A 25,910-nucleotide genomic window follows, 5' to 3' on the forward strand; every position below is an offset into this window, starting at 1 on the left:
CAGCCGAACACCCGTAGAAGCCGAACACCGGGAACAGCCGGACACATGGAACGACGCACCATCGAGCCCCGCGACGGCTGGCAGCAGACCGTCGAGGAGCAGGGGCTGATCTATCCGCTCACCCGTTACCCGGACGGCTCGCTGCGCCCGTACTGGGACGAGAGCGCGTACTACGTCTTCTCGCTGCCCGAGGTCGAGGCGCTGGAGGAGGTCGTCGAGGAGCTGCACCGCATGTGTCTCGCGGCGGCGCAGTACATCGTGGACGAGGACCGGTTCGCGGATCTCGGCATCACGGATCCGCGGCTGGCCGAGCTGGTCGCGGAGGCCTGGCGGCGCCGCGCTGAACTCCCCTCCGTCTACGGCCGCTTCGACCTCCGCCACGACGGCAGCGGCCCCGCCAAGCTGCTCGAGTACAACGCCGACACGCCGACGTCGCTCGTCGAGGCCGCTAGCCCGCAGTGGTTCTGGATGGAGGAGCGCTTCCCGGGCGCCGACCAGTGGAACTCCCTGCACGAACGGCTCGTCGACGCCTGGAAGAAGCAGGCCGCGCTGCTGCCGGCGGGCAGCCCCCTGTACTTCGCGCACTCCTCGGCCGACGAGCTCGGCGAGGACCTGATGACCGTCGCGTATCTGCGGGAGACCGCCCAGCAGGCCGGGCTCGACACCGAGTGGATCTCCATGGAGGAGATCGGCTGGGACCGGCTCTCCGGGCGCTTCGTGGACAAGCAGCTCCGCTTCATCCGCAGCTGCTTCAAGCTCTACCCGTGGGAGTGGCTGACCACGGACCGCTTCGGCGAGCACGTCCTCGACACGCTCGACAACGGCGGCGGCACCGGCAGCACCCTGTGGATCGAGCCCGCCTGGAAGATGCTGCTGTCCAACAAGGCGCTCCTCGCCATTCTCTGGGAGCTCTACCCGGGCCATCCGAACCTTCTGCCCGCCTATCTCGACGGGCCGCGCGAGCTGGCGACGACCACCGGGTACGTCGCCAAGCCGCTGCTCGGCCGCGAGGGCGCCGGTGTCACGGTGCACGAGGCGGGCCCGGGCGACCCCGTCGCCCGGGAAGAATCCTGCTGCTACCAGGAGTTGGCACCACTGCCGTCGTTCGACGGCAACCGCGTGGTGCTCGGCGCCTGGGTCGTGCAGGACGAGTCGGCGGGGCTCGGCATCCGCGAGTCGTCGGGGCTGGTCACGGACGAGTACGCCCGCTTCCTGCCCCATGTGATCCTGTGAGCCTTCGGGGCCTGTGACGTCAGGTCCTGGCGGCCAGGACGGCCCGCAACTGGTCAAGACCCCAGTCCAGGTCCTCCTTGCTGATGACCAGCGGCGGGGCGATCCGGATGGTGGAGCCGTGGGTGTCCTTCACCAGCACGCCTCTGTCCATCAGCCTCTCCGAGATCTGCCGCCCCGTTCCGTACGACGGGTCGATGTCGACGCCCGCCCACAGGCCGCGGCCGCGCACCTCCCGCACGGCGCCGCCGCTCCCGGCGAGCAGCCGCAGCTCGTCGTGCAGATGCGCGCCCAGCTCCGCGGCCCGCTGCTGGTACTCGCCGGACCGCAGCATGTCGATCACCTCCAGCGCCACCGCGCACGCCAGCGGGTTCCCGCCGAACGTCGAACCGTGCTCCCCGGGCCTGAACACTCCCAGCACGGCACTGGACGCGACGACCGCCGACACCGGCACGATGCCGCCGCCGAGCGCCTTGCCGAGCACGTACATATCCGGCACGACACCCTCGTGCTCGCACGCGAAGGTCCTGCCGGTACGGCCCAGGCCCGACTGGATCTCGTCGGCGACGAACAGCACGTTCCGCTCGCGCGTCAGCTCCCGCACGCCCCGCAGATAGCCGTCCGGCGGTACCAGCACCCCGGCCTCGCCCTGGATGGGCTCAAGGAGCACCGCGACCGCGTTCTCCGTGAGTGCCTCGCGCATCGCGGTCAGGTCGCCGTACGGGACGATCTCGAAGCCGGGCGTGTACGGCCCGAAGTCCGCCCGGGCCTCCGGGTCCGTGGAGAAGCTGATGATCGTCGTCGTGCGGCCGTGGAAGTTGTTGTTCGCCACGACGACCTTGGCCATGCCGTCGGGCACGCCCTTGACCCGGTACCCCCACTTCCGCGCGGTCTTCACGGCGGTCTCCACGGCCTCCGCGCCCGTGTTCATCGGCAGGACCATCTCCATGCCGCACAGCTCGGCCAGCCGCGCACAGAACTCGGCGTACCGGTCGTGGTGGAAGGCGCGGGAGGTCAGCGTCACCCGCTCCAGCTGCGCCTGAGCGGCCTCGATCAGCCGCCGGTTGCGGTGCCCGAAGTTGAGCGCCGAGTATCCGGCGAGCAGATCGAGATAGCGCCGCCCCTCGACGTCCGTCATCCACGCCCCGTCCGCGGTCGCGATGACGACGGGCAACGGGTGATAGGTGTGCGCACTGTGCGCTTCGGCAGAGGCGATGAGGGTTTCTGTGGCAGTCACGGGATCTCCGTACGCACTGCAGAGAGGGCGGGTGTGCCCTTTGTACCTGATTTGTCTCTCTGCCCGCCCGCCTGTGGGCATGCGTTCCTCCCCCAGTGCCTTAAGGGCCTGGGAGGTACCCCCAGGGCGATGGGGGTCCCCCTGCTCGAGCGAAGTCGAGAGCTTGGGGGAGGGTGGGCACAGGCGGGTAGCCCAGCGGCAGCGCTCCCGCATCCTGGACCGGCAAGGCCGGCCCCCGGCCTTGCCGGTAGGCTGGCCGCGGGCCGTGACTGGCGCGCTGGGATGGGACCGACCATCGGGGAGCGGCCCGCGCAACCGTGTGCCGTGCGCCTGGGCCGACCCGTGCATCCCGTGTCCGCGTCCGGAGGTCCTACGACATGCCAGAGCCCCTCTCCACCGAGTCCACCGCCTTCCGCAGCGCCCTCGATGTGATCCGGGGCGTGGAGCCCCGCGTCGCCGACGCCATCGGCCAGGAGATCGAGGACCAGCGCGCCTCGCTGAAGCTGATCGCCAGCGAGAACTACGCCTCGCCCGCCGTCCTGCTGACCATGGGCAACTGGTTCAGCGACAAGTACGCCGAGGGTACCGTCGGCCGCCGCTTCTACGCCGGATGCCGCAACGTCGACACCGTCGAGGCCCTCGCCGCCGAGCACGCCAAGGAGCTCTTCGGCGCCCGCCACGCCTACGTCCAGCCGCACTCCGGCATCGACGCCAACCTGGTCGCCTTCTGGGCCGTCCTCGCCGCGCGCGTCGAGGCCCCGGCGCTGGAGCGGGCCGGTGCCCGGCAGGTCAACGACCTCTCCGAGAAGGACTGGGCCGAGCTCCGCCGCGAGCTGGGCAACCAGCGCATGCTCGGCATGTCGCTGGACGCGGGCGGCCACCTCACGCACGGCTTCCGGCCCAACATCTCCGGCAAGATGTTCGACCAGCGCAGCTACGGCACCGACCCGGAGACCGGCCTCCTCGACTACGAGGCGCTGCGCGCCACCGCCCGCGAGTTCAAGCCGCTGATCATCGTCGCGGGCTACTCGGCGTACCCGCGCCTGGTGAACTTCCGCATCATGCGGGAGATCGCCGACGAGGTCGGCGCGACCCTCATGGTCGACATGGCGCACTTCGCGGGCCTGGTCGCGGGCAAGGTCCTCACGGGCGACTTCGACCCCGTACCGCACGCGCAGATCGTCACCACGACCACCCACAAGTCCCTGCGCGGCCCGCGCGGCGGCATGGTCCTGTGTGACGACTCGCTGGTCGAGCAGGTCGACCGCGGCTGCCCCATGGTGCTCGGCGGCCCGCTGCCGCACGTCATGGCCGCCAAGGCCGTCGCCCTCGCCGAGGCCCGCCGCCCCGACTTCCGCGACTACGCCCAGCGCATCGTCGACAACTCCCGCGCCCTCGCCGACGGCCTGATGCGCCGCGGCGCCACGCTGGTCACCGGCGGTACGGACAACCACCTCAACCTGATCGACGTCGCGACCTCCTACGGGCTCACCGGCCGCCAGGCCGAGTCCGCGCTCCTCGACTCCGGTGTCGTGACCAACCGCAACGCCATCCCGCAGGACCCCAACGGCGCCTGGTACACCTCCGGCATCCGGATCGGCACTCCGGCCCTGACGACCCGCGGGCTCGGCACCGCCGAGATGGACGAGATCGCCGCGCTGATCGACCGGGTGCTCACCTCGGCCGAGCCGGGCACGACCAGCAAGGGCGCGCCCTCCAAGGCGCAGCACGTCCTGGACGAGAAGGTCGCGGACGAGGTCTCGCGCCGCGCCACCGACCTGCTGGACGGATTCCCCCTCTACCCGGGCATCGACCTCAGCTGACCTGCTGATCCTCTCCCCATCCTCAGCTGATCCCGCGGTCGGCTGCCGACGGCATACGGGCCGGCCGGCAGCCGACCGCGGGGCTCTTTCCCAAGGTCTTTCCCAAGGTCGATCAGCCCGGCCAGGAGCACTGTGTTCCTCGTCTCATCGGCGCCCCCTGCGGCGGCCGCAGCTCGGATGTGAGCCGGGTCCTCCCCGTTCGCGGGGACGAACCCGGCTTCAGGACCTCCCCGAACCGCCCGCGTTCCTGATACACCGGCCACGGAGAACGGTTCCCGAGCCGTCGCGGATCGGTTCCCCAGCTGTCGCGCGCACCTGAGAGAATGTTGAGCATGGTCTCTGAGCACCCACCCGTCGCCCCGGGCCCCGAGGCGCCCCGCTCCACGCCCGGCGCCCGTCCGCGTGTCCTCTCCGGAATCCAGCCCACAGCGGGCTCGTTCCACCTCGGCAACTACCTGGGTGCGGTGCGCCAGTGGGTGGCGCTGCAGGAGACCCACGACGCGTTCTACATGGTCGTCGACCTGCACGCGATCACCGTCCCGCAGGACCCGGCCGAGCTGCGCGCCAACACCCGGCTCGCCGCGGCCCAGCTCCTCGCCGCCGGACTCGACCCGGAGCGCTGCACCCTCTTCGTGCAGAGCCACGTTCCCGAGCACGCGCAGCTCGCCTGGATCCTGAACTGCCTGACCGGGTTCGGCGAGGCGTCCCGTATGACGCAGTTCAAGGACAAGTCCGCCAGGCAGGGCGCCGACCGGGCCAGCGTCGGCCTGTTCACGTACCCGATCCTGCAGGTCGCGGACATCCTGCTCTACCAGGCCAACGAGGTGCCGGTGGGCGAGGACCAGCGCCAGCACATCGAGCTCACCCGCGACCTCGCCGAGCGGTTCAACGGCCGGTTCGGCGACACGTTCACGGTCCCGAAGCCGTACATCCTCAAGGAGACGGCGAAGATCTTCGACCTCCAGGACCCGGCGATCAAGATGAGCAAGTCGGCGTCCACGCCGAAGGGCCTGATCAACCTCCTCGACGAGCCGAAGACGACGGCCAAGAAGGTCAAGAGCGCGGTCACCGACACGGACACGGTCGTGCGGTACGACGCGGAGAACAAGCCGGGCGTCAGCAACCTGCTCACCATCTACTCGACCCTCACGGGCACGGGTATCGCGGAACTGGAGCAGAAGTACGCCGGCAAGGGCTACGGTGCGCTCAAGACGGACCTCGCCGAGGTCATGGTCGACTTCGTGACGCCGTTCCGGGAGCGGACAGAGCAGTATCTGGGCGACCCGGAGACGCTCGACGCGGTCCTGGCCAAGGGCGCCGAGAAGGCACGCGCCGTCGCCGCTGAGACGCTCTCCCAGGCCTACGCGAAGGTGGGCTTCCTGCCCGCCAAGCACTGAGGCGACCGGACCGGCCGGACGTTCCGGCCGGTCCTGCCCCAGTGCCTCGAGGGCCTGGGAGGTACCCCCGGCCCGACTGTCCACCGCCCGACGCGACGAAGGAGTAAGACGTGGGGACCGTAACGATCGGTGTGTCGATCGCGGTCCCGGAGCCACACGGCAGGCTGCTCCAGGAGCGGCGCGCGGGCTTCGGGGACCCCGCGGCGCACGGCATTCCCACCCACGTCACGCTGCTGCCGCCCACGGAGGTCGACGACTCGGAGCTGCCCGCGATCGAGGCGCATCTGCTGGAGGTCGCGGCAGCGGGCCGCCCCTTCCCGATGCGGCTGTCGGGCACGGGGACGTTCCGGCCGCTGTCGCCCGTCGTGTACGTGCGCGTCGTGGAGGGCGTCGAGGCCTGCACCTGGCTGCAGAAGCAGGTCCGGGACGCATCAGGGCCGGTTGCACGCGAACTGCAGTTCCCGTACCACCCGCATGTCACGGTGGCGCACGCCATCGACGACGAGGCGATGGACCGGGCGTACGAGGAGCTCGCGGACTACGAGGCGGACTGGCCCTGCACCGGCTTCGCGCTCTATGAGCAGGGCGCGGACGCGGTGTGGCGCAAGCTCCGTGAGTACGTCTTCGGGGGCGACGAACCGGGCGGCGGTCCCGTCGTACCTCTGCAGGCGTCGGCGCCCGTGGTCCGGAGCACGCTCCCCGCGCACTGACCTTCGGCAGGCGTACGGGCGGAGCCGGGGAGAGCGAGGGGGGACATGGCCAGGGTCAACGCGGCACTCGCCGTGATCGTGCTGGTGTTCGCCGCCGCGGTGGCCTTGTACACCGTGGTCGAACCCGGCATGAGCTGGAAGTACGACAAGGTCTACAAGGACCTCGGCAAACTCTCCGACGTGATCGCGACCGCCGACGACGACATCTGGGTGGTCGGCAACGTCACCGACACCGTCAGCTACGCCGGGGACGAGACGGCCGACGACGGCTTCCTCCTGCACTACGACGGCACCCGCTGGCAGCGCCGTCCCATGCCTGCGGCGTTCGGCGACAGCGTCTACGAGGCCCGCTTCGACGAGATGGACTCCGGCGGATTCCTGCTGACGGCGAGCCTGAGCAATCTGAACGCGCCGCGGATGGCCCGCTGGGACGGCACGCGCTGGACCGCGGTGCCCGGGATTTCCGAAATCGGCCGGGCCGTCGACGTGCGAGCCTTCGCCGCGGACGACATCTGGGCCCTGGCCGAGACGTCCCGGGTGTGGCACTGGGACGGCACCCGCTGGACCGCCACGGACCTGCCCGCCGCGGTCAGCTCGCTCGACGGCGTCGCGCCCGACGACCTGTGGGCGGTCGGCCACCAGGGCAGCGGCGAGTCCCGGGAGAGCGGCCATGAGACCATCCAGCCCGCCGCAGTGCACTGGGACGGCCGCTCATGGACGCCGGCCAGTACCCCGGAGTACCGCTTCCCGGAGCCGGTGCCGCCCGAGGCCGAAGCCTTTCTCACCGAGGTCCTCGCGGTGGCGGGAGACGACGTGCGCGCGTACGGATCGCACACCTTCAACCACGGCGAGGTGGAAGACGAGCCCGCCGACGAACACATCCGTCTGCGCTGGGACGGCACCCGCTGGAGCAAGCAGCCCTCCCTGGAGGGCGACTGCGCCGCCCGTGTCCCCGCGGCCCTCGACGGGGAGCGCGGGGTGTTCCTCAACGGCAACCGGTACCTCACCGCGGACGGCGACTGCGAAAGGATCAAGCGCCCACGGCTGCCGAGCACCGGCGGGATCAGAGACAGCTCCCAGCAGTCGCTCTGGCTGAACGGCATCGAGCCGATACCCGGCACCGACGAGGTCCTCGGCGTGGGCCACGTCCAGGTCAACCAGGCCGGTAACCCCACGAGCAGATCCGTGATCGTGCACCTGAAGCGCTAGCCGTTGTGCCTTGGGCGGCTACACCGGCAACCGCCGGAACACCGCCCGCGGAACATGCCGCAGCGCCGACATCACCAGCCGCAGCGTCCCCGGCACCCACACCACCTCCGAGTGGCGCCGCAACCCGGTCTCGATGGCCGTGGCCACCGCCTCCGGAGTCGTGGCCATCGGTGCCTCCTCCAGACCCGCGGTCATCTTCGAGCGGACGAAGCCGGGGCGTACGACCATGACGTGGACGCCCGTGCCGTGCAGGGCGTCGCCGAGGCCCTGGGTGAAGGCGTCGAGGCCCGCCTTGCTGGAGCCGTAGATGAAGTTGGAGCGGCGGGCCCGCTCGCCCGCGACCGACGAGAGCACCACCAGCGATCCGTGGCCCTGCGCTTGCAGGGCCCTGGCGCACACCAGGCCCGCGGACACCGCGCCCGTGTAGTTGGTCTGCGCGACGCGCACCGCCGCCACCGGGTCGCCCTCGTCGCGTGCCTGGTCGCCGAGGATGCCGAAGGCCAGCAGCACCATGTCGATGTCGCCCTCGGCGAACACCTTGCCGAGCACCTCTTCGTGCGACGTGGGCTCGAGCGCGTCGAAGGCGAGGGTACGGACGTCCGCGCCCAGTGCGCGCAGCTGTTCGGCGGCCGCCTCCAGAGCCGGCGAGGGGCGGCCGGCCAGCCACACCGTACGGGTGCGCCGCGCGATGAGGCGGCGGGCGGTGGCGAGCGCGATCTCCGATGTGCCGCCGAGGACGAGCAGGGACTGGGGGGTGCCGAAGGCGTCCTTCATGACAACCAACTCCTGGGGATTTTCCGGTTCCTGGAATGGCCGGACGGAGGGTCAGAGGTTCAGCCGGCGGGACAGGTCCGACACGAACACCCCCCGCGGGTCGAGTTCCGCGCGCAGCGCGCGGAAGTCCCCGAGGCGGGGGTACATCGAGGCGAGCAGTTCCGGGCGGAGCCGGGAGTCCTTGGCGAGGTAGACGCGCCCGTCGGCCGCCGCGACCTCCTCGTCGAGCTCGTCGAGGAAGCCGCCGAGGCCCGGCAGATTGGCCGGGATGTCCAGGGCGAGTGTCCAGCCCGGCATCGGGAAGGACAGCCAGCCCGGGTCGCCTTCCCCGAACCGCTTGAGCACCGCGAGGAAGGAGGGGCAGCCGCGCCCCGAGATGCGCCGCACGATCCGGCGCAGGGCGTCCTCCTTCCCGTATCCGATGACGAACTGGTACTGCACGAAGCCGCTGCGCCCATAGATGCGGTTCCAGTGCGGGACGCCGTCCAGCGGGTGGAAGAACGTCGAGATCTTCTGCAGTTCGCCCGTGCGGGACCTGGGGGCCTTGCGGTACCAGAGCTCGTTGAACAGCCCCACCGTTGCGCGGCCGAGGAGCCGGTCGGGCATGTGGAGGGGGGCGGCCGGCAGCTGTCCCGGGCGGAACTTCAGCGGCGCCCTGCACGTGCGGGCGGGCAGGGCGTCCAGGGGGGCGTGGTCGCCGCGTGTGAGGACCGAGCGGCCTGTGGACGCCCCGCGGGCGAGCAGGTCGATCCAGGCGACCGAGTAGCGGTAGCGGTGGTCGGTGGCGGTGAGCCTCGCCATCAAGTCGTCCAGGTCCGTGGCGCGTTCGGTGTCCACGGTCATCAGGGACGTCTCGACGGGGTGCAGCCGGACGGTCGCGGAGAGGATGACGCCGGTCAGTCCCATGCCGCCCGCCGTCGCGTCGAACAGCGGTGTGCCGCGCTCCACCGTGCGGATCTGGCCGTCCGCTGTCAGCAGGTCGAGGGACAGGACGTGCCGCGAGAACGACCCCGACACATGGTGGTTCTTGCCGTGGATGTCGGCCCCGATCGCGCCGCCCACCGTCACATAGCGGGTGCCGGGCGTCACCGGTACGAACCAGCCGAGCGGCAGGAGCACCTCCATCAGCCGGTGCAGGCTGACGCCCGCGTCGCACAGCACCGTTCCGCCCGCCGCGCCATGGGCCGGACTCCCCGCGCCGCCTGCCGGTGAGCCGGTCGCCGATGCCCCGGTCGTGTCGATGACGTGGATGCGGTCCAGGCCGGTCATGTCGAGCACGGCTCCGCCCGCGTTCTGCGCGGCGTCGCCGTAGGCCCGGCCGAGCCCCCGGGCGATCCCGCCGCGCCTGCCGCAGCCCCGGACGGCCTCCACCGCCTCTTCGTACGAGCGAGGGCGGACCACACGGGCGACGCTCGGGGCCGTGCGGCCCCAGCCGGTGACGGAAACGGTCTCTGCTGGCATATCGGCGACCGTATCGCCCGACATGGACCGCCATCGGTGGTTTGCCGATGATGTGGCCGCCCGTCACTTGAATGGGTGATTCAGGGAGTGTCGTCCAATACGGTCATGATTAAGGGCTGTTGCGTAGAGAGCGCACATTCCGGATGGCCGGACGGAGGGTCCAGCGCCAGCCGGATGGATCGAGCACCAAGGGGCCACATGCACGACATGGACCACCGGTTGCTGTCCGCGCTCCGCGGCTGCGGCAGGGACCCGCGGGTGGCGGCGGCCGCGCGCGCACTGTCCTGGACCGGCGAACACGGCGCCCTGTGGCTGGCCGCGGGGCTCGTGGGCGCCGCCGCCGACCGCGAGCGGCGCGACGCCTGGCTGCGCGGCACCGCGCTGACCGCCGCCGCACACCTGGCCAGCATGGGCGTCAAGCGCGTCGTGCGGCGCCCGCGCCCCGGCCACGTCGAGCCGCTGGTGCGCACCGCGAGCCGGCACTCCTTCCCCAGTTCGCACGCCACGTCGGCGGCCGCCGCGGTGGTCGCCTACGGTGCGCTGCGGCCCGGGGGCGCCCGCCTGCTGCGGCCGGTCGCCGCCGCGATGTGCGTCTCCCGCCTCGTCGCCGGTGTCCACTACCCGTCGGATGTCGCGGCGGGCGCGGCCCTGGGGGCCCTGACGGCCCGGCTCGGGGCACGGTGGATGACCGGGGGACGACCGGTGGACGCCGGAGGGCCGGGCCGATGACCGAGCGCACCGCCGTACTCGAGCGCGAACCCCCGCGCCGAACCCCCGTCGACCAGCTGAGGAGCGGCCGACTCGGCCTCACGCTGGGCCTGTTGAGGACCGCGCGCCCCCGTCAGTGGGTGAAGAACGTGCTCGTCGTGGCGGCCCCCGCAGCCGCCGGCGAACTGTTCTCGCCCGGGGCGTTCCTCCAACTGGCGATCGTCTTCGTGCTGTTCACGGCGGCCGCCTCCGCCGTCTACATGATCAATGACGCACGGGACGCCGAGGCCGACCGCGCCCACCCGGTCAAGTGCCGCCGTCCCGTCGCCGCGGGGCACGTGCCCGTCCCCGTCGCCTACGCCGTCGGCGGCGTCCTCGCCGTGCTCGCCCCGACCGCCGCGCTCGTGCTGTGCAACGCGCTCACGTCGGCGCTGCTCGCCGCGTACGTCGGTATGCAACTGGCGTACTGCATCAGCCTCAAGCACGTCCTCGTCGTCGACCTCGCCGTCGTCACCACGGGATTTCTGATGCGCGCCATGATCGGCGGCCTTGCGCTGGGGATTCCGCTGTCCCGCTGGTTCCTGATCACCACGGGCTTCGGCGCGCTGTTCATGGTCTCCGCCAAGCGGTACTCCGAAGCCGTCCAGATGGCCGGAAAGGCGGGCGCCACGCGTGCGTTGCTGAACGAGTACACCACCGGCTACCTGCGGTTCGTCTGGCAGCTCGCGGCCGGTGTCGCCGTACTCGGGTACTGCCTGTGGGCGCTGGAGGAGGGCGGCATCGCCGGCACGAGCCTGCTGCCCTGGCGGCAGCTGTCGATGGTCGCCTTCATCCTCGCGGTGCTGCGGTACGCGGTCTTCGCCGATCGCGGCACGGCGGGTGAGCCGGAGGACGTCGTGCTGCGCGACCGGGCGCTCGCCGTCATCGGCCTGGTGTGGCTGGCGATGTACGGGCTGGCGGTCGCGGACTGGTGAGCCAGGCACCTCAGGCACCGCGCCGCACGGCACCCGGCGGACTGCGGGCCCTCGGGCCCGAGGTGCTGGGCTTCGCGGCGGCCGGGTTCTGCGCCTACGCCGCCGACCTCGGGATCTTCCTCTGGCTGCGCGGCCCCGTGGGCCTCGACCCGCTGACCGCCAAGGCCCTGTCGTTCGTGGCGGGCTGCACGGTCGCGTACGCGGGCAACGCGCTCGGCACGTACCGCCACCGGGCGGCAGACGTCTCGCGGCTGCGGCAGTACGGCGTCTTCTTCGCGGTGAACGTCGCCGGCGCCCTCGTCCAGCTGCTGTGCCTCGCGGTGTCGCACTACGGCCTCGGGTTCACCTCCGGGGCCGCGGACACCGTCTCGGGAGCGGGCATCGGCATGGCACTCGCCACCGCGCTGCGCTTCTGGGGCACCCGGACGCTGGTCTTCCGGGCCGACAAGGGCACGGGGCGGGGGGCTCAGGACTCCGTACCGGGTACACACGGCTCCGCGCGAGGGACAGAGCGCTCCGTACGGGGCACACAGAGATCATGGACTGGCTGAAGAGACTTCCCGGCATCGGACCCCTCGTCGAACGTCTGATGACCACGCACGCGTGGCGGTCCTACGAGCGTCTCGACCGTGTGAAGTGGACCCGGCTCGCGGCGGCGATGACCTTCGTCAGTTTCGTCGCGCTCTTTCCGCTGATCACCGTGGCCGCCGCGATCGCCGCCGCGACGCTGAGCGCCGAGCGGGTGCGGCAGCTCGAGGACCGGATCGCCGACCAGGTGCCGGGCATCTCCGACCAGCTGGACATCGGCGCGCTCGTGGCGAACGCCGGCACGGTCGGGGTCATCGCCGGCGCCCTGCTGCTGGTCACCGGCATCAGCTGGATCGGCCAGATGCGGGAGTGCCTGCGCGCCGTGTGGGAGTTGCCCGACAGCGAGGAGAACCCGGTCCTGCGCAAGGCCAAGGACGCCGGGGTGCTCCTCGGGCTCGGCGGCGCCGGACTCGCCTCGCTCCTCGCCTCCGCCGTCGCGTCGACCGCGGTCGGCTGGACGACACGGCAGCTCGGCATCGACGAGGGCGGCGTGGGCGGCGCGCTGCTCCAGACGGCCGCCTTCGCCATCGCCGTCCTCGCCGACTTCCTGCTGCTGCTCTACCTCCTGACCCTGCTGCCCGGCGTCCATCCGGAGCGGCGCCATCTGATCACCGCGGCACTGGTCGGCGCCGTGGGGTTCGAGCTGCTGAAGCTGCTGATCGGCAGCTATATGAGGGGAGTGGCGGCGAAGAGCATGTACGGGGCCTTCGGCGTGCCGGTGGCGCTGCTGCTGTGGATCAACTTCACCGCGAAGCTGCTGCTGGTCTGCGCCGCCTGGACGGCGACGCCGCACAAGGAACCGGAGAGCGAGCCGGTGACGGACGGGGGCGAGGACGGAGGCGGTGGCGGCGGGGTCAGGGGCGCGGCCGGCGGCGCACCAGGTCCGGAAGCGGCCAGCGGCGCCTGACCACGAACATGCCGGCGGCCAGCACCACCAGTAGGCCGCCCGTGATCGCCAGCGCGGTCGCGATACCGCTCGACCCCTCCTTGGCGGCGGCCGCGGGCGCCGCCTTCGCGTCCGAGGTGTCGCCGCCGGGTCCGGCGGCGCCCGCCCGGCCGCCCGCGTCGCCGCTCGAACCGCTGCCCGTGTCGGCGCTCTTCGGCGGCACGAGCTCGCCGACCGGCCTCACCTTCCCCGCGGCCTGGAAGCCCCAGTCGAACAGGGCGGCCGTTTCCTTGTAGACCTCGTTGCTCGCCTTCTTCTCCGGGTTCATGACGGTGACGAGCAGCACCCTGCCGTCGCGTTCCGCGACCCCGGTGAAGGTCGCGCCCGCGTTCGTGGTGTTGCCGTTCTTCACGCCCGCGATGCCCTTGTAGGCGTTCAGGCCGTAGTCGCCCGTCAGCAGCCGGTTGGTGTTCTGGATCTCGAAGGACCCGCGCTTCGTGCCGTTCTTCGTCTTCTTCGTCTCGCCGGGGAACTGGGCCCGCACGGTCGCGCAGTAGTCGCGGAAGTCCTTCTTCTGCATCCCCGAACGCGCGATCAGCGTCAGGTCGTACGCGGACGAGACCTGGCCCGGGGCGTCGTAGCCGTCCGGGCTGACCACGTGCGTGTCCAGTGCCTGCAGTTCGTCGGCGTGCTCCTGCATTTCCTTGACGGTCTGGTCGACGCCGCCGTTCATCGCGGACAGCACGTGCACCGCGTCGTTGCCCGAGCGCAGGAAGACGCCGAGCCACAGGTCGTGGACCGTGTACGTCTCGTTCTCCTTGATGCCGACCAGGCTGGAGCCCGAGCCGATGCCCGCGAGGTCGGACGGCTCGACCCTGTGCTTCTGCGTCTTGGGAAACTTCGGCAGGACCGTGTCGGCGAAGAGCATCTTCATGGTGGACGCCGGGGGCAGCCGCCAGTGCGCGTTGTGCGAGGCCAGGACCTCGCCCGACTCGGCGTCCGCGACGATCCAGGAACGGGCCGTCAGATCCTTGGGCAGCACCGGCGCGCCCGTCCCGAGGTCCACCTGCGTGCCCGCCTTGCCCAGCCGGACGCCGCCGACGGTCGACATGTCGGCCGGCGGCTTCGCCTGGCTGCCCGCCGGCTTGTCGTCGGCGAGCGCGGGTGGGGCGATCGAAACGGTCAACAACGTGACAGAAGCCACCAAATAGGTGGCCCGTCTTTTCAAATTCAACGTGTTATAGGCAGGCACGATCGAGAACGTACAGGGCGCCGATGGGGATGTCGTCGCCGAGGCACGTCGTGTTTCACCCTCCCAACCCCGCGCGGGACGCCGGGCGGCGGACGGCGATACTGGACGTATGAAGCTCAGCCGCCCCATCTCCTGGTTCCTGCTCGCCTTCGGGGTATGGAGCTGGGTCATCTGGATCACTTTCGTCAAGAACCTCTGGAAGGACGCCAGCGGGCTCGCGTTCGCCGACGCGGGCGACCCGACGGGCTACTTCTGGGTGCACCTGCTGCTGGCCGTCGTCTCCTTTGTCCTGGGGACGGCCATCGGAGTCATCGGGTTGCGCGGACTGCGCGCACTGCGCCGCAAGTCATAGGACAGCGCTCGTGAGAAGGCCCTCCTCGGAGGGCCTTCTGGACGGCATAACCAGAACAGCTCAACGGTCAACCGGAAGGCGGCTCAGCCGTGGTCATCGTGTTCGTGCTCGTCGGCCTCGCCGTGCTGTCGGCGTTCTGCGGGCTCCAGTGGTACGCGTGGCGCCGCGTCGTGCGCGACACGACGGCCCGCGGCTCGGCCGCGCGGCGCGTGGGCAGCGTCGTCTTCATCGCGGGGCCGCTGCTCATGTTCGGAGCCTTCGCGAGCACCCGTGCGGAGGCACCCTTCTGGCTGCAGCAGGTGCTGGCATGGCCCGGCTATCTGTGGATGGCGTTCTCCCTGTATCTCGTGCTGGCGCTGCTGGTGGGGGAGTTCATACGTCCCCTGCTGCGGCGGTGGCCGGCGCGGAGGGATTCCGCGGCCGGGGCCCCAGGCGGGCACGGCCGCGGAACAGTGCCCCAACGGCTCGAGCACCCGGTCGGGGCCGGGGACCGGACGGCAGCAGGAGGCGTGCGCGGGCCGGAGCCCGAGCCGGAGCCGGGCGCCGAGCCCGAAGACGCGCCCGTGCCGGCCACCGGCCCCGAACTCGTGGGCGAGCCCGCGCAGGAGCCCGTCGTGGGCGAGCCCACGCAGGAGCCCGTCCCCGCCGCGGCCACCGTCACGTCCCCGGCCGGCGGAGGCCCCTCCCGCCGCCTCTTCGTCTCCCGCATCGTGGGCGGCGCCGCAGCGGCCGCCGCCCTCGGAACCGTCGGCAACGGGGCGTACGGCGTGCTCAGCGGCCCCAAGGTGAAGCGGCTCACCGTGCCGCTGGCCAAACTGCCGCGCGCGGCGCACGGGTTCCGGATAGCCGTGGTCAGCGACATCCACCTCGGCCCGACGCTGGGGCGCGGCTTCGCGCAGCGCGTCGTCGACCGCATCAACGCGACGCAGCCCGACCTCATCGCCGTCGTCGGCGACCTGATCGACGGCAGCGTCGAGAACCTCGGGCCCGCCGTCGAGCCCCTCGCCCAGCTGCGCGCACGGCACGGCGCCTACTTCGTCACGGGAAACCACGAGTACTTCTCCGGCGCCGAGCAGTGGGTCGACCACGTACGGGAACTCGGGCTGAATCCTCTGGAGAACGCCCGCGTCGAGATCGACGGCTTCGACCTCGCCGGTGTCAACGACATCTCCGGCGACGACTACGGGGACGGCCCCGACTACGTCAAGGCCCTCGGGGACCGGGACACCGCCCGCGCCGCCGTGCTCCTCGCCCACCAGCCCGTGATGATCCACGAGGCGGTCGAGCACGGCGTCGACCTCCAGCTCTCCGGTCACACCCACGGCGGACAGCTGTGGCCCGGCAACTTCATCGCGGGCGCGGCGAATCCGACGCTCGCCGGGCTCGAGCAGTACGGCGACACGCAGCTGTACGTGTCCCGGGGCGCGGGCGCGTGGGGGCCGCCGGTACGGGTGGGAGCACCCTCCGACATCACGGTCGTGGAACTCGCCTCGAAGCAGGCCTGAGCAGGGCCGTCCTGAGGGAGACCTACGGCCGTACTGAGTCCGGCCTGACGCCGTCCTGGCCGGAGTGACTGCGGGATCTCCCGATGCCCTGCATCATGTGTCGGACCCGTGTGCACCGTGTGGTGAGGAGGGCGCCGTGCTGCGACGCCACGTCTTCCGGCTGCCCCGCCACCCGGCCTCGGTGGGCCTCGCCCGTCGCCGCGCCCGCGACCACCTCATGGCCTGGGGCCACACGGGCGAGGGCGCACCCTTCGACGACACCATCCTGCTGGTCTCCGAACTGGCCGCGAACGCCGTGCGCCACGGGCCCGTACCGGAGTGGGAGTTCGAGGTGGCGGTCACCGTGCTGGCCGACGGCTTCTGCTTCATAGAGGTCTCGGACGAAGGCCTCGCAGGAGCCGAACTGCGCAGCTACGGTTCCTGGGACGAGGAGCACGGACGCGGACTGCGGCTGGTCGACGGGCTGGCGGAGGCATGGGGCGTGTGGCACGGGGGGCGGTACGGGAAGACGGTGTGGGCGTTGGTCGGGGCGGCCGAGGGTGCCGCGGGACCGTGATTCCCGTTCGGGCGGACGTACGCGGCGCCGCCAAGCCCTGTGCCGGACCTCGCACCATCGAGCAGTCCGCTCACGCCGGGGACGGCCGCGTGCCCGTACCGTCCGGCTTCTCGCCGAGCCGGAGCCGACCTGTGCCGGCCGGCCACTCGGCGGGGGAGGCCGCGGGGGTGTCCGCGGCCTCCGTACATGCCGGCAGCGTCACCGTCACGGCCAGCCCTGCGCCCGGTGACGTCCTGACGCCGACGGAGCCGCCGTGGGCCGTGACCACGCCCTGCACGATGGCCATCCCCAGGCCACTGCCCGGGGCCCCGCCCGTGCGGAAGAACCGGTCGAAGATGCGGGCCGCGTCCTCCTCCGCGAGCCCGGGGCCCTGGTCGGCGACGCACAGCCGGACGATCCCGTCCTCACGCGCCAGTTCCACCCGGGCGGCGGCATCCGGCGGAGTATGCGTGCGTACGTTGCCCAGCAGATTGCCGAGGACCTGGCGCAGCCCCGACTCGTCGGCGTGCACCAGCAGCGCGCCGTCGGCCGCGACGGACAGCGGGCGGTCCGGCTGCTGGGCGCGCAGATCCGCGGCCGCGTCCCGCACGAGACGGCTCAGATCGACGTTGCGGAAGCGCAGTTCGGGCTGCTGGTCCAGGCGCGCCAGCGTCAGCAGCTCGTCGACCAGCCGTCCCATCCGGTCGACCTCCCCGCGCATCCGGATCCCCGCACGGGCCCGGTCCTCCGGGTCGTTCAGCATCCCCTGGTCGTACAGCTGGAGATACCCGCGGATGGCGGCCAGCGGCGTACGCAGCTCGTGCGAGGCGTCCGCGACGAAGCGGCGCAGCTGCGCGGCGCTGCGTTCGCGCGTGTCGAAGGCCGACTGCACCTGGTGCAGCATCGAGTTGAGGGCGACGCGCAGCTGCTCGATCTCCGTGACGGGGTCCCGGCTGGACGGCACGCGTCGCGTCAGGTCGCCCTCGGCGATGGCGGACGCCGTCTCCACCATGTCCTCCAGCGGCCGCAGCCGATGGTGCGCCCCGATCATCGTCAGCACCGCGAGCAGCGCCAGCAGCATGGTCCCGAAGACAAGATCCAGCTTGAGCGCCTTGGTGACGCTGTCGTGCACGGCGCTCGTCTCCATGGCGATCAGCACGGCCGTGCCGTCGCTGAGCCGTGCCCCCACCGCGCGGAAGGCGTCACCTCCCAACGCGATGTCACGCGGCTCCCCGTCGTCGCTGAACGCCTCCGCGTCGCCGACGGCTGACGCCAGCTCGCGCTGCCGCGGCGTCGGCTCGAAATCGCCGAGGGACACGGGCTCACCGTCGTCGTCGACGGTCACGAACAGCGTTTCCGGGCCCGGCAGGGCATCCGCGCCGCTCAGGTCCGGGGCCATGTGGTCCCGGACGAAGGCCAGGGAGCTCAGCGACTCGATCTCCCGCATGCTGAGGCCGCTGCGCTGGAGCGAGTCCCGCGAGGAGGTGAGCGACGAGTCGACGCTCGCGGTGAGGTAGTGCCGCATGCCCATGAGGCTGACCGCGGTCGCCGCGACGATGCCGAGGGCCAGGAGCGCCACGTTCACGAGGGTGAGCTTGGCGCGCAGCGAGTGCATCCCGCGCTGCCGGCACCAGCGCCAGTCCCAACCGCCCGCCATCCACATCCCGCCGCCTCCCCGTGCCCTCTGCCCGCATCCGGCCACCGCACTCGCCTCTTACGCCAGGCCGTACCCCACCCCGCGCCGCGTCGTGATCAACGGCGGCCCGAGCGCGTCGAGCTTGCGCCGCAGATAGCTGATGTACGTCTCCACGACGGTCGACTCGACGGTGTGTTCGTACTGCCACACATGCCGCAGCAGCTGCTCCTTGGGCACGACCGCGCCGCCGTTGCGCACCAGGAAGCGCAGCAGGGCGTACTCGGTCGGGGTGAGCTCGACCGCCCGGCCGTCGCGGCGCACGGTGTACGTCGTCTCGTCCAGCTCCAGATCGCGGTACCGCAGCGGCGGCCGCTGCGGCAGCACGTCGGCGGGCCGGGTGCGCCGCAGCACCGCGCGGGTCCGCGCGACGACCTCGTCGATGTTGAACGGCTTGGTGATGTAGTCGTCGCCGAAGCCGAGCGCGCCCACGATCTCCGCGGGAGCGTCCCGTGCGGTGATGAAGACCAGCGCCAGCTCCGGCCGCTGCGCGCGCAGTTCGCGGCCCAGCGCCCGCCCGTCGCCGTCCGGGAGCATCACGTCGAGCAGCGCCGCGTCCGGGCGGGTGCGCTCCGCGAGCGCGAGGGCCTCGCGGACGGTGCCCGCCGTCATCACCTCGAACCGGTGGTAGCGCAGGGCTATGGCGAGGACGTCGGCGATGCTCGGCTCGTCCTCGACGACCAGGACCGTCGACGCCTCGTGCACAGCCGCCGCTGCCTCAGGGCCAGGAGAGGTCATGACCCCAGTATCCGCACGGGCGTTGTACGAAGTGCCGGATCGGAGCTTTGGAGTTCCTTGAGAGTCATGGACGCGCCGCTCCACGCGTGCGTGCCGCCACGGATTCTGAAGCGCAGGACCCGGGGGACCGACGTACCGATCGACGTACCGAATCGACGTACCGACTAAGGAGCGGAAATCGTGACGGCATTGGCACGGTGGTGCTACCGGCACCGGCTGGTGGTCCTGTTGCTGTGGGTGGGGGTGCTGTTCGGTCTGGGAACCGCGGGAAGCGCGGCCGGGACCGACTACGCCAACGTCTTCTCCCTCCCCGACACGGACTCCAAGCGCGCGATCGACCTGATGCAGAAGGCCTTCCCGGAGAGCGCGGGCGACACCGACACGGTGGTGTGGAAGGTCGAAGACGGCTCGGTGCGCGACGAGTCCGTACGATCCCGGATCGAGCCCGCGCTCGAGGACATCGCCGCCATGAAGGGCGTCGGCGAGGTCAGGAGCCCCTACGCGGAGGGGCCGGCGGGCGCCGCGCAGATCAGCGAGAACGGGCGGATCGCGTATGCGCAGGTCACGTTCACGGACCAGGCGAACTCCGTCCCGAAGGGGCTCGTCGAGGATGTCGTCGACACCGCGCAGGACGCGGAGCGCGACGGCCTCCAGGTGGAGCTCGGCGGCCAGGCGATCACCCGTATCCAGGAACCACCCACCGGCGTCGCCGAGATGGTCGGCATCCTCGCCGCGGCGATCATCCTGTTCCTGGCCTTCGGCTCGGTCTTCGCGATGGTGCTGCCGATCGTCGTCGCCCTCTTCGGCGTCGGCACCGGCATGCTCTCCACGATGCTGATCAGCCATGTCACGGACGTGGCCGACGTCGCCCCGATTCTCGGTTCGTTGATCGGTCTCGGTGTGGGCATCGACTACGCGCTGTTCATCGTCACGCGCCACCGGCGCGGCATCCTGCGCGGGGCGGATCCGCAGGACGCGGCCGTACAGGCCCTGAACACCTCTGGACGGGCGGTGCTCTTCGCGGGCGGCACGGTCGTCATCGCGCTCGCGGGCATGCTGGTGATGAACATGCGGTTCCTCGACGGCGTCGTCATCGGGACCTCGCTCACGGTCGTGCTGAGCGTCCTGGCCGCGGTCACGCTGCTGCCCGCCCTGCTCGGCCTGCTCGGCATGCGGGTGCTCAGCCGCCGTCAGCGCCGCCGGCTGGCGGAGCAGGGGCCCGAGCCGGAGAGCGCGAGCGGTCTGGCGGCGCGCTGGTCGTCGTACGTCCAGAAGCGCCCGCGGTCGATCGCGCTGGCCGCCGTCGTGGTGATGGCCGTCCTCGCGCTGCCCGTCCTGTCGCTGCGGCTCGGCGCCACCGACCAGGGCAACCACCAGGAGTCGACGACGACCCGGCAGGCGTACGACATGCTCGCCGAGGGGTTCGGGCCCGGCTTCAACGGGCCGCTCCAGGTGGTCACCGAGGATCCCGACACCGGCGCGCTGGTGGAGCGGATCCGCTCGACGGAGGGCGTCGCGCAGGTCTCCGCGGTCCCGCCGTCCGAGGGCGTGTCGGTGATCCAGGTGGTGCCGACGACCTCGCCGCAGTCGGAGGCGACGGACCAGCTCATCGACCGGCTGCGGGACGACGTGATCCCGGAGTCGGGCGTGGAGGCCCATGTGGGCGGCGTGACGGCCGTCTTCAAGGACTTCGCGTCGGTGACGGGCGACCGGCTGCCGTATTTCATCGCGGCGATCATCGGCCTGGGCTTCCTGCTCCTGCTGATCGCGTTCCGCTCGCTCGTCGTACCGCTGACGGCCGCGCTGATGAACCTCATCGCGGCGGCAGCGTCCTTCGGCGTCCTGGTGGCGATCTTCCAGTGGGGCTGGGGAACGGAGCTCCTGGGAGTCGGCAAGGAGGGCCCGATCACGTCCTTCCTCCCGGTGATCATGCTCTCCCTCCTCTTCGGCCTCTCGATGGACTACCAGGTGTTCCTGGTGAGCCGGATGCACGAGGAATGGGTGCACACGCGGGACAACGCACGCGCGGTACGGGTCGGCCTCGCCGAGACCAGCCGCGTCATCAACTGCGCCGCCCTCATCATGATCTGCGTCTTCTCCGCCTTCGTACTGAGCGGCGACATGGAGGGCGCCATGGCGGGCATCGGCCTCGCGGCGGCGGTCGCCCTGGACGCGTTCATCCTGCGTACGGCGCTGGTACCGGCGGCGATGCATCTGCTGGGGAAGTCCAACTGGTGGCTCCCGGCCTGGCTGGACAAGCGGCTGCCGCATCTGGCGGTGGAACCACGCGAGGAGGCGGAGCCGCTCCCGGACACCGCGGCCCACGCGCGCGTGCCGGAACCGACGGCCCACGCGCGCGTGCCGGAACCGACGGCCCACGCGCGCGTGCCGGAAGCGACCGCCCACGCGCGCGTGCCGGCGCCTTCCGACGGTGAGGGCGGCGGCTGGTCCTCGGTGGTCCACGGCTTCATCCGCACTACGGACGGAGAGCCGGTCTCCGGCGCCGTCCTGACCCTCCTGTCGAGGGGCGGCCGCCAGCTCGACCGCGTCAGGTCGCTGGCCGACGGCTCGTACATCCTCTCGGCCCCGTCCTCGGGCGGCTACCTGCTCGCCGCCTCGGCCCCCGGCTTCGCGCCCCGCGCCCGCCATGTCGTGGTCACGGAGGGCCCTCTGGTGTACGACGTGGAGGTGGCTCCTGAGGGCGTAGACGCCGTGAACTGAGCAAGTGTGAGCCGAACCGACCGAGCTGAACCGAATCGAACCCCTCGCCCGCCGGCTGCGGGCGAGGGGTTCAACTCCGCCCCAGCTCCGGCCGCTTGCTGTAGTCCGTGAACCCGACGACGTTCCCCCACGGATCCGCGACCTCCACACTCCAGCCCGTGGCCACGGCGAACGGCTCTTCCAGGACCGGCACCCCCGCCGCCACGAGCGCCCGCGCCGTGGCCCGCGCATCGCGGACCTCCAGCCAGACACGGGGCCCGGGCCACGGCGGCGGCCGATACCCGAGGTCCTCCTCCAGCCGCAGCAGAACACCGGGCGCCTCGTCCCCGACCTTCAGCAGCGCGATCCCGGCCTCGTCGAGCCGGAACACCACCGGAAAACCGGCCCGACGGTAGAACGCCACCGCCTCGTCGAGATCGCTGACGGGCAACAGCACGTTGTCGAAGCCGAGCAGCTCGTACGACGCCTCCTGTGACATGGCGTCAGGGTAGGCGGCCCCGCAGGCCTCGTACGGGAGCCATACGGGGGCTCTTCGACGCGCATGGGCCCCGCTCCCACCCGGGAACGGGGCCCACGTCGACGTACGACCGCGAACGCGGAGACCGTCAGAAGCGGCGCGTGATGAGCGCCCGCTTCACCTCCTGAATCGCCTTCGTCACCTCGATACCGCGCGGGCAGGCGTCCGTGCAGTTGAACGTCGTGCGGCAGCGCCACACGCCGTCCTTGTCGTTGAGGATCTCCAGCCGCTGCTCCCCGGCCTCGTCGCGCGAGTCGAAGATGAAGCGGTGGGCGTTGACGATGGCGGCCGGGCCGAAGTACTGGCCGTCGTTCCAGAAGACCGGGCAGGACGAGGTGCAGGCCGCGCAGAGGATGCACTTCGTCGTGTCGTCGAAGCGTTCGCGGTCCTCGGCGGACTGCAGACGCTCACGCGTCGGCTCGTTGCCCGTGGTGACCAGGAACGGCATGACGTCCCGGTACGCCTGGAAGAACGGCTCCATGTCCACGACCAGGTCCTTCAGGACCGTGAGGCCCTTGATGGGCTCGACCGTGATGGGCTTCTCCGGGTTGATGTCCTTGATCAGCGTCTTGCACGCCAGCCGGTTGCGGCCGTTGATGCGCATCGCGTCGGAGCCGCAGATGCCGTGCGCGCAGGAGCGGCGGAACGTCAGCGTGCCGTCCAGGTCCCACTTGATCTTGTGGAGCCCGTCGAGCACACGCTCCTTCGGGTCGATCTCCAGCTGGAAGTCTTCCCAGGTCGCCTCCCCGGAGACCTCCGGGTTGAACCGGCGGATCCGAAAGGTGACCGTGATGTACGGGGATGCGGCGGACTCGGCCTCGACCTTGTCCATGACAGGGGTAGCCATCAGTACTTACGCTCCATCGGCTGGTAGCGGGTCTGGACGACCGGCTTGTAGTCGAGGCGGACGGTCTCGGTGCCGTCGTCGCCGACCTCGCGGTACGCCATGGTGTGGCGCATGAAGTTGACGTCGTCGCGGTTCGGGTAGTCCTCGCGGTAGTGACCGCCGCGGGACTCCTTGCGGGCCAGCGCCGAGATGGCCATGACCTCGGCCAGGTCGAGCAGGTTGCCCAGCTCGATGGCCTCGAGCAGGTCGGTGTTGAACCGCTTGCCCTTGTCCTGGATGGCAACGTTCCGGTAGCGCTCGCGCAGCTCGCCGATCTTCTCGACCGCCGTCTTGATCGTCTGCTCGGTGCGGAACACCATGACGTTGGCATCCATGGTGTCCTGCAGCTCCCGGCGGAGCTCGGCGACCCGCTCGGTGCCGGTGGAGTTGCGCAGCCGCTCGACCTGCTCGACGACCAACTCGGCGGGGTTCTCCGGGAGTTCGACGTAGTCGTGCTTGGCCGAGTACTCGGCAGCCGCGATACCGGCGCGCTTGCCGAAGACGTTGATGTCGAGCAGCGAGTTGGTGCCCAGGCGGTTGGCGCCGTGGACCGACACGCAGGCGACCTCGCCGGCGGCGTACAGGCCGGGGACCACCGTGGTGTTGTCGGACAGCACCTCGCCCTCGACGTTCGTCGGGATGCCGCCCATGGCGTAGTGCGCGGTGGGCTGGATCGGGATCGGGTCCGTGTAGGGCTCGATGCCGAGATACGTACGCGCGAACTCCGTGATGTCGGGCAGCTTCGCGTCCAGCTGCTCCGGCGGGAGGTGCGTGAGGTCCAGGTACACGTGGTCGCCCTCGGGACCGCAGCCGCGGCCCTCGCGGATCTCCGTGTAGATGGAGCGGGACACGACGTCACGGGACGCCAGGTCCTTCATGACCGGCGCGTACTTCTCCATGAAGCGCTCGCCGTCCTTGTTGCGGAGGATGCCGCCCTCACCGCGGGCGCCCTCCGTCAGCAGGATGCCCATGCGCCAGATGCCGGTCGGGTGGAACTGGAAGAACTCCATGTCCTCCAGCGGCAGCCCGCGGCGGTAGACGGCCGCCTGGCCGTCACCGGTCAGCGTGTGCGCGTTCGACGTCACGCGGAAGAACTTGCCGCAGCCGCCGGACGCGTAGATCACGGCCTTCGCCTGGAAGATGTGGATCTCGCCGGTCGCCAGCTCGTACGCGACGACACCGGCCGACTTCTTGACGCCGTCGACCTCGGTGATCAGCTGGTCCAGGACGTAGAACTCGTTGAAGAACTCCACGCCCTCCTTGACGCAGTTCTGGTACAGCGTCTGGAGGATCATGTGGCCGGTGCGGTCCGCGGCGTAGCAGGACCGGCGGACCGGGGCCTCGCCGTGGTTGCGCGAGTGGCCGCCGAAGCGGCGCTGGTCGATGGTGCCGTTCGGGGTGCGGTTGAACGGCAGGCCCATCTTCTCCAGGTCGAGGACGGAGTCGATGGCCTCCTTCGCGAGGATCTCGGCGGCGTCCTGGTCGACCAGGTAGTCACCGCCCTTGATCGTGTCGAAGGTGTGCCACTCCCAGTTGTCCTCCTCCACGTTGGCCAGCGCGGCGGCCATGCCGCCCTGCGCGGCGCCCGTGTGGGAGCGGGTGGGGTAGAGCTTGGTCAGCACGGCGGTACGGCTGCGCTTCGTCGACTCGATGGCCGCGCGCATGCCCGCGCCACCGGCGCCGACGATGACGGTGTCGTACTTGTGGATCTTCATGATTAGCGCCTCAGCCCCGGCTCTAGCGGATGTTCGGGTCGAAGGTGAAGATCACCAGCGTGCCCAGCAGGACGGTGAACACCGTGGCGGTGTACAGCAGCATCTTCAGCCAGAAGCGGGTCATGTCCCGCTCCGCGTAGTCGTTGATGACGGTACGCAGGCCGTTGCCGCCGTGCAGCATGGCGAGCCACAGCATCAGCAGGTCCCAGACCTGCCAGAACGGGGACGCCCAGCGGCCGGCCACGAAGGCGAAGCCGATCTTGCTCACGCCGCCGTCCAGGACGAGCTGGATCAGCAGGTGGCCGAGGACCAGGACGACCAGCACGATGCCGGACAGGCGCATGAAGAGCCAGGCGGCCATCTCGAAGTTGCCGCGGGTCGAGCGCGGGGTCTTCGCGGTGCGCTGGCGCGGCGCCTCGATGACGGGCGCCGGGTTGTCGACGCCGTACGCGGTGCCGGCGCCGCCCTCGACGGGGCCGATACCGGACGTTGCGGTGGTGGTGTCAGAAGACATCGGCCTCAGCTCCCGAAGAGTTCACGGACGGCGTGGCCGAGGACCGGGTACAGCGCCCCGACCATCAGGACGACCCAGATGCCCATGACGGTCCAGAGCATCTGCTTCTGGTAGCGCGGGCCCTTCGACCAGAAGTCGACGGCGATGACGCGCAGGCCGTTCAGCGCGTGGAAGAGGATGGCGGCGACGAGGCCGTACTCCAGAAGCGCGACGATCGGCGTCTTGTAGGTGGCAACGACCTGGTCGTACGCCTCGGGAGAGACGCGGACGAGAGCGGTGTCCAGCACGTGTACGAACAGGAAGAAGAAAATGAGGACGCCGGTGACTCGATGAGCCACCCACGACCACATTCCTTCCCGGCCGCGGTACAGCGTTCCAGCCGGCACGGAAGAACCCTCCGGGAGCGGGGATTGGGGCCGCGCCGGCTTGTCTGTCGGTCGGGCCCGGCCGGGTACGGTCCACCGGCCCCGGCCATCGTAGCGACG

General features: G+C 70.9%; 24 protein-coding genes and 1 riboswitch. Of the genes, 13 read left to right on the forward strand and 11 right to left on the reverse strand.

Annotated features, from left to right (window positions below; all coding sequences use genetic code 11):
- Nucleotides 1-45: 45 nt before the first annotated feature.
- A complete protein-coding gene (locus ACSMXV_RS25590) occupies nt 46-1,233 on the forward strand; it encodes a glutathionylspermidine synthase family protein (protein ID WP_473173575.1) in 1,188 nt (395 codons plus the stop codon).
- A 19-nt stretch (nt 1,234-1,252) separates the two neighbouring features.
- Here the strand turns inward: ACSMXV_RS25590 and rocD are convergent, their stop codons facing one another.
- A complete protein-coding gene (gene rocD, locus ACSMXV_RS25595; protein WP_473173576.1) occupies nt 1,253-2,467 on the reverse strand; it encodes an ornithine--oxo-acid transaminase in 1,215 nt (404 codons plus the stop codon).
- Between the two features lie 255 nt (nt 2,468-2,722).
- Nucleotides 2,723-2,810, forward strand: a riboswitch (ZMP/ZTP riboswitch).
- A 34-nt stretch (nt 2,811-2,844) separates the two neighbouring features.
- Between rocD and ACSMXV_RS25600 the strand changes: the two genes are divergently transcribed.
- From ACSMXV_RS25600 to ACSMXV_RS25615, 4 genes are all read left to right on the forward strand, one after another.
- The gene (locus tag ACSMXV_RS25600; protein ID WP_181659861.1) at nt 2,845-4,290 is read left to right on the forward strand and encodes a glycine hydroxymethyltransferase; all 1,446 of its coding nucleotides are present in this window, start codon (nt 2,845-2,847) and stop codon (nt 4,288-4,290) included.
- Between the two features lie 332 nt (nt 4,291-4,622).
- Nucleotides 4,623-5,687: a tryptophan--tRNA ligase gene (gene trpS, locus ACSMXV_RS25605; protein ID WP_473173577.1), complete on the forward strand. Its 1,065-nt coding sequence runs from the start codon at nt 4,623-4,625 to the stop codon at nt 5,685-5,687.
- 110 nt (nt 5,688-5,797) lie between these two features.
- The gene (locus ACSMXV_RS25610; RefSeq protein ID WP_473173578.1) at nt 5,798-6,397 is read left to right on the forward strand and encodes a 2'-5' RNA ligase family protein; all 600 of its coding nucleotides are present in this window, start codon (nt 5,798-5,800) and stop codon (nt 6,395-6,397) included.
- A 45-nt stretch (nt 6,398-6,442) separates the two neighbouring features.
- Nucleotides 6,443-7,606 (forward strand): hypothetical protein, encoded by a 1,164-nt coding sequence (locus ACSMXV_RS25615; protein ID WP_473173579.1) that lies wholly within the window; start codon nt 6,443-6,445, stop codon nt 7,604-7,606.
- Between the two features lie 18 nt (nt 7,607-7,624).
- On the opposite strand, the gene ACSMXV_RS25620 is transcribed toward ACSMXV_RS25615, so the two are convergent.
- Together ACSMXV_RS25620 and ACSMXV_RS25625 are read right to left on the reverse strand one after the other, a co-directional pair.
- Complete coding sequence (locus ACSMXV_RS25620) at nt 7,625-8,380, reverse strand: decaprenylphospho-beta-D-erythro-pentofuranosid-2-ulose 2-reductase (protein WP_181659864.1); 756 nt, start codon at nt 8,378-8,380, stop codon at nt 7,625-7,627.
- A 51-nt stretch (nt 8,381-8,431) separates the two neighbouring features.
- Nucleotides 8,432-9,841 (reverse strand): FAD-binding protein, encoded by a 1,410-nt coding sequence (locus tag ACSMXV_RS25625; RefSeq protein WP_473173580.1) that lies wholly within the window; start codon nt 9,839-9,841, stop codon nt 8,432-8,434.
- Between the two features lie 198 nt (nt 9,842-10,039).
- On the opposite strand from ACSMXV_RS25625, the gene ACSMXV_RS25630 reads away from it, so the two are divergent.
- Genes ACSMXV_RS25630 through ACSMXV_RS25645 form a run of 4 tightly spaced genes read left to right on the forward strand, consistent with a single transcriptional unit; the run spans nt 10,040 to nt 13,018 of the window.
- A complete protein-coding gene (locus ACSMXV_RS25630) occupies nt 10,040-10,570 on the forward strand; it encodes a phosphatase PAP2 family protein (protein ID WP_181863487.1) in 531 nt (176 codons plus the stop codon).
- Complete coding sequence (locus ACSMXV_RS25635; protein ID WP_181659867.1) at nt 10,567-11,523, forward strand: decaprenyl-phosphate phosphoribosyltransferase; 957 nt, start codon at nt 10,567-10,569, stop codon at nt 11,521-11,523. Before ACSMXV_RS25630 ends, ACSMXV_RS25635 begins: the two co-directional genes overlap by 4 nt.
- A gap of 41 nt (nt 11,524-11,564) precedes the next feature.
- A complete protein-coding gene (locus ACSMXV_RS25640; RefSeq protein ID WP_473179066.1) occupies nt 11,565-12,074 on the forward strand; it encodes a GtrA family protein in 510 nt (169 codons plus the stop codon).
- A complete protein-coding gene (locus ACSMXV_RS25645) occupies nt 12,062-13,018 on the forward strand; it encodes a YihY/virulence factor BrkB family protein (protein ID WP_473173581.1) in 957 nt (318 codons plus the stop codon). Before ACSMXV_RS25640 ends, ACSMXV_RS25645 begins: the two co-directional genes overlap by 13 nt.
- On the opposite strand, the gene ACSMXV_RS25650 is transcribed toward ACSMXV_RS25645, so the two are convergent.
- Entirely contained in the window at nt 12,966-14,249 is a 1,284-nt protein-coding gene (locus tag ACSMXV_RS25650; RefSeq protein WP_473173582.1) for a D-alanyl-D-alanine carboxypeptidase family protein, read from the reverse strand. The genes ACSMXV_RS25645 and ACSMXV_RS25650 overlap by 53 nt on opposite strands.
- A gap of 109 nt (nt 14,250-14,358) precedes the next feature.
- Between ACSMXV_RS25650 and ACSMXV_RS25655 the strand changes: the two genes are divergently transcribed.
- The 3 genes from ACSMXV_RS25655 to ACSMXV_RS25665 all read left to right on the forward strand — a co-directional run bounded on the left by ACSMXV_RS25655 (nt 14,359) and on the right by ACSMXV_RS25665 (nt 16,662).
- A complete protein-coding gene (locus ACSMXV_RS25655) occupies nt 14,359-14,601 on the forward strand; it encodes an SCO4848 family membrane protein (protein ID WP_473173583.1) in 243 nt (80 codons plus the stop codon).
- Between the two features lie 89 nt (nt 14,602-14,690).
- A complete protein-coding gene (locus ACSMXV_RS25660; RefSeq protein ID WP_473173584.1) occupies nt 14,691-16,106 on the forward strand; it encodes a metallophosphoesterase in 1,416 nt (471 codons plus the stop codon).
- Between the two features lie 136 nt (nt 16,107-16,242).
- Nucleotides 16,243-16,662 carry an ATP-binding protein gene (locus tag ACSMXV_RS25665; RefSeq protein WP_473173585.1) on the forward strand — a complete coding sequence of 140 codons (420 nt, stop codon included), beginning with the start codon at nt 16,243-16,245 and terminating at the stop codon, nt 16,660-16,662.
- Nucleotides 16,663-16,732: 70 nt separating this feature from the next.
- On the opposite strand, the gene ACSMXV_RS25670 is transcribed toward ACSMXV_RS25665, so the two are convergent.
- Together ACSMXV_RS25670 and ACSMXV_RS25675 are read right to left on the reverse strand one after the other, a co-directional pair.
- Nucleotides 16,733-18,298 (reverse strand): sensor histidine kinase, encoded by a 1,566-nt coding sequence (locus ACSMXV_RS25670; protein ID WP_473173586.1) that lies wholly within the window; start codon nt 18,296-18,298, stop codon nt 16,733-16,735.
- A gap of 57 nt (nt 18,299-18,355) precedes the next feature.
- Complete coding sequence (locus ACSMXV_RS25675; protein WP_473173587.1) at nt 18,356-19,072, reverse strand: response regulator transcription factor; 717 nt, start codon at nt 19,070-19,072, stop codon at nt 18,356-18,358.
- 189 nt (nt 19,073-19,261) lie between these two features.
- Here ACSMXV_RS25675 and ACSMXV_RS25680 point away from each other — a divergent pair, with 189 nt between their 5' ends.
- Entirely contained in the window at nt 19,262-21,793 is a 2,532-nt protein-coding gene (locus ACSMXV_RS25680; protein WP_473179067.1) for an MMPL family transporter, read from the forward strand.
- A 70-nt stretch (nt 21,794-21,863) separates the two neighbouring features.
- On the opposite strand, the gene ACSMXV_RS25685 is transcribed toward ACSMXV_RS25680, so the two are convergent.
- From ACSMXV_RS25685 to sdhC, 5 genes are all read right to left on the reverse strand, one after another.
- A complete protein-coding gene (locus tag ACSMXV_RS25685) occupies nt 21,864-22,271 on the reverse strand; it encodes a VOC family protein (RefSeq protein ID WP_473173588.1) in 408 nt (135 codons plus the stop codon).
- Nucleotides 22,272-22,398: 127 nt separating this feature from the next.
- A complete protein-coding gene (locus ACSMXV_RS25690) occupies nt 22,399-23,157 on the reverse strand; it encodes a succinate dehydrogenase iron-sulfur subunit (RefSeq protein ID WP_473173589.1) in 759 nt (252 codons plus the stop codon).
- The gene (gene sdhA, locus ACSMXV_RS25695; protein ID WP_473173590.1) at nt 23,157-24,911 is read right to left on the reverse strand and encodes a succinate dehydrogenase flavoprotein subunit; all 1,755 of its coding nucleotides are present in this window, start codon (nt 24,909-24,911) and stop codon (nt 23,157-23,159) included. The genes ACSMXV_RS25690 and sdhA overlap by 1 nt, the downstream gene beginning before the upstream one ends.
- 22 nt (nt 24,912-24,933) lie before the next feature.
- The gene (locus ACSMXV_RS25700) at nt 24,934-25,425 is read right to left on the reverse strand and encodes a succinate dehydrogenase hydrophobic membrane anchor subunit (RefSeq protein ID WP_473173591.1); all 492 of its coding nucleotides are present in this window, start codon (nt 25,423-25,425) and stop codon (nt 24,934-24,936) included.
- A 5-nt stretch (nt 25,426-25,430) separates the two neighbouring features.
- Nucleotides 25,431-25,811: a succinate dehydrogenase, cytochrome b556 subunit gene (gene sdhC / locus ACSMXV_RS25705; protein WP_181659878.1), complete on the reverse strand. Its 381-nt coding sequence runs from the start codon at nt 25,809-25,811 to the stop codon at nt 25,431-25,433.
- Nucleotides 25,812-25,910 lie beyond the last annotated feature (99 nt).

The organism is Streptomyces sp. DSM 42067 (assembly GCF_055792885.1).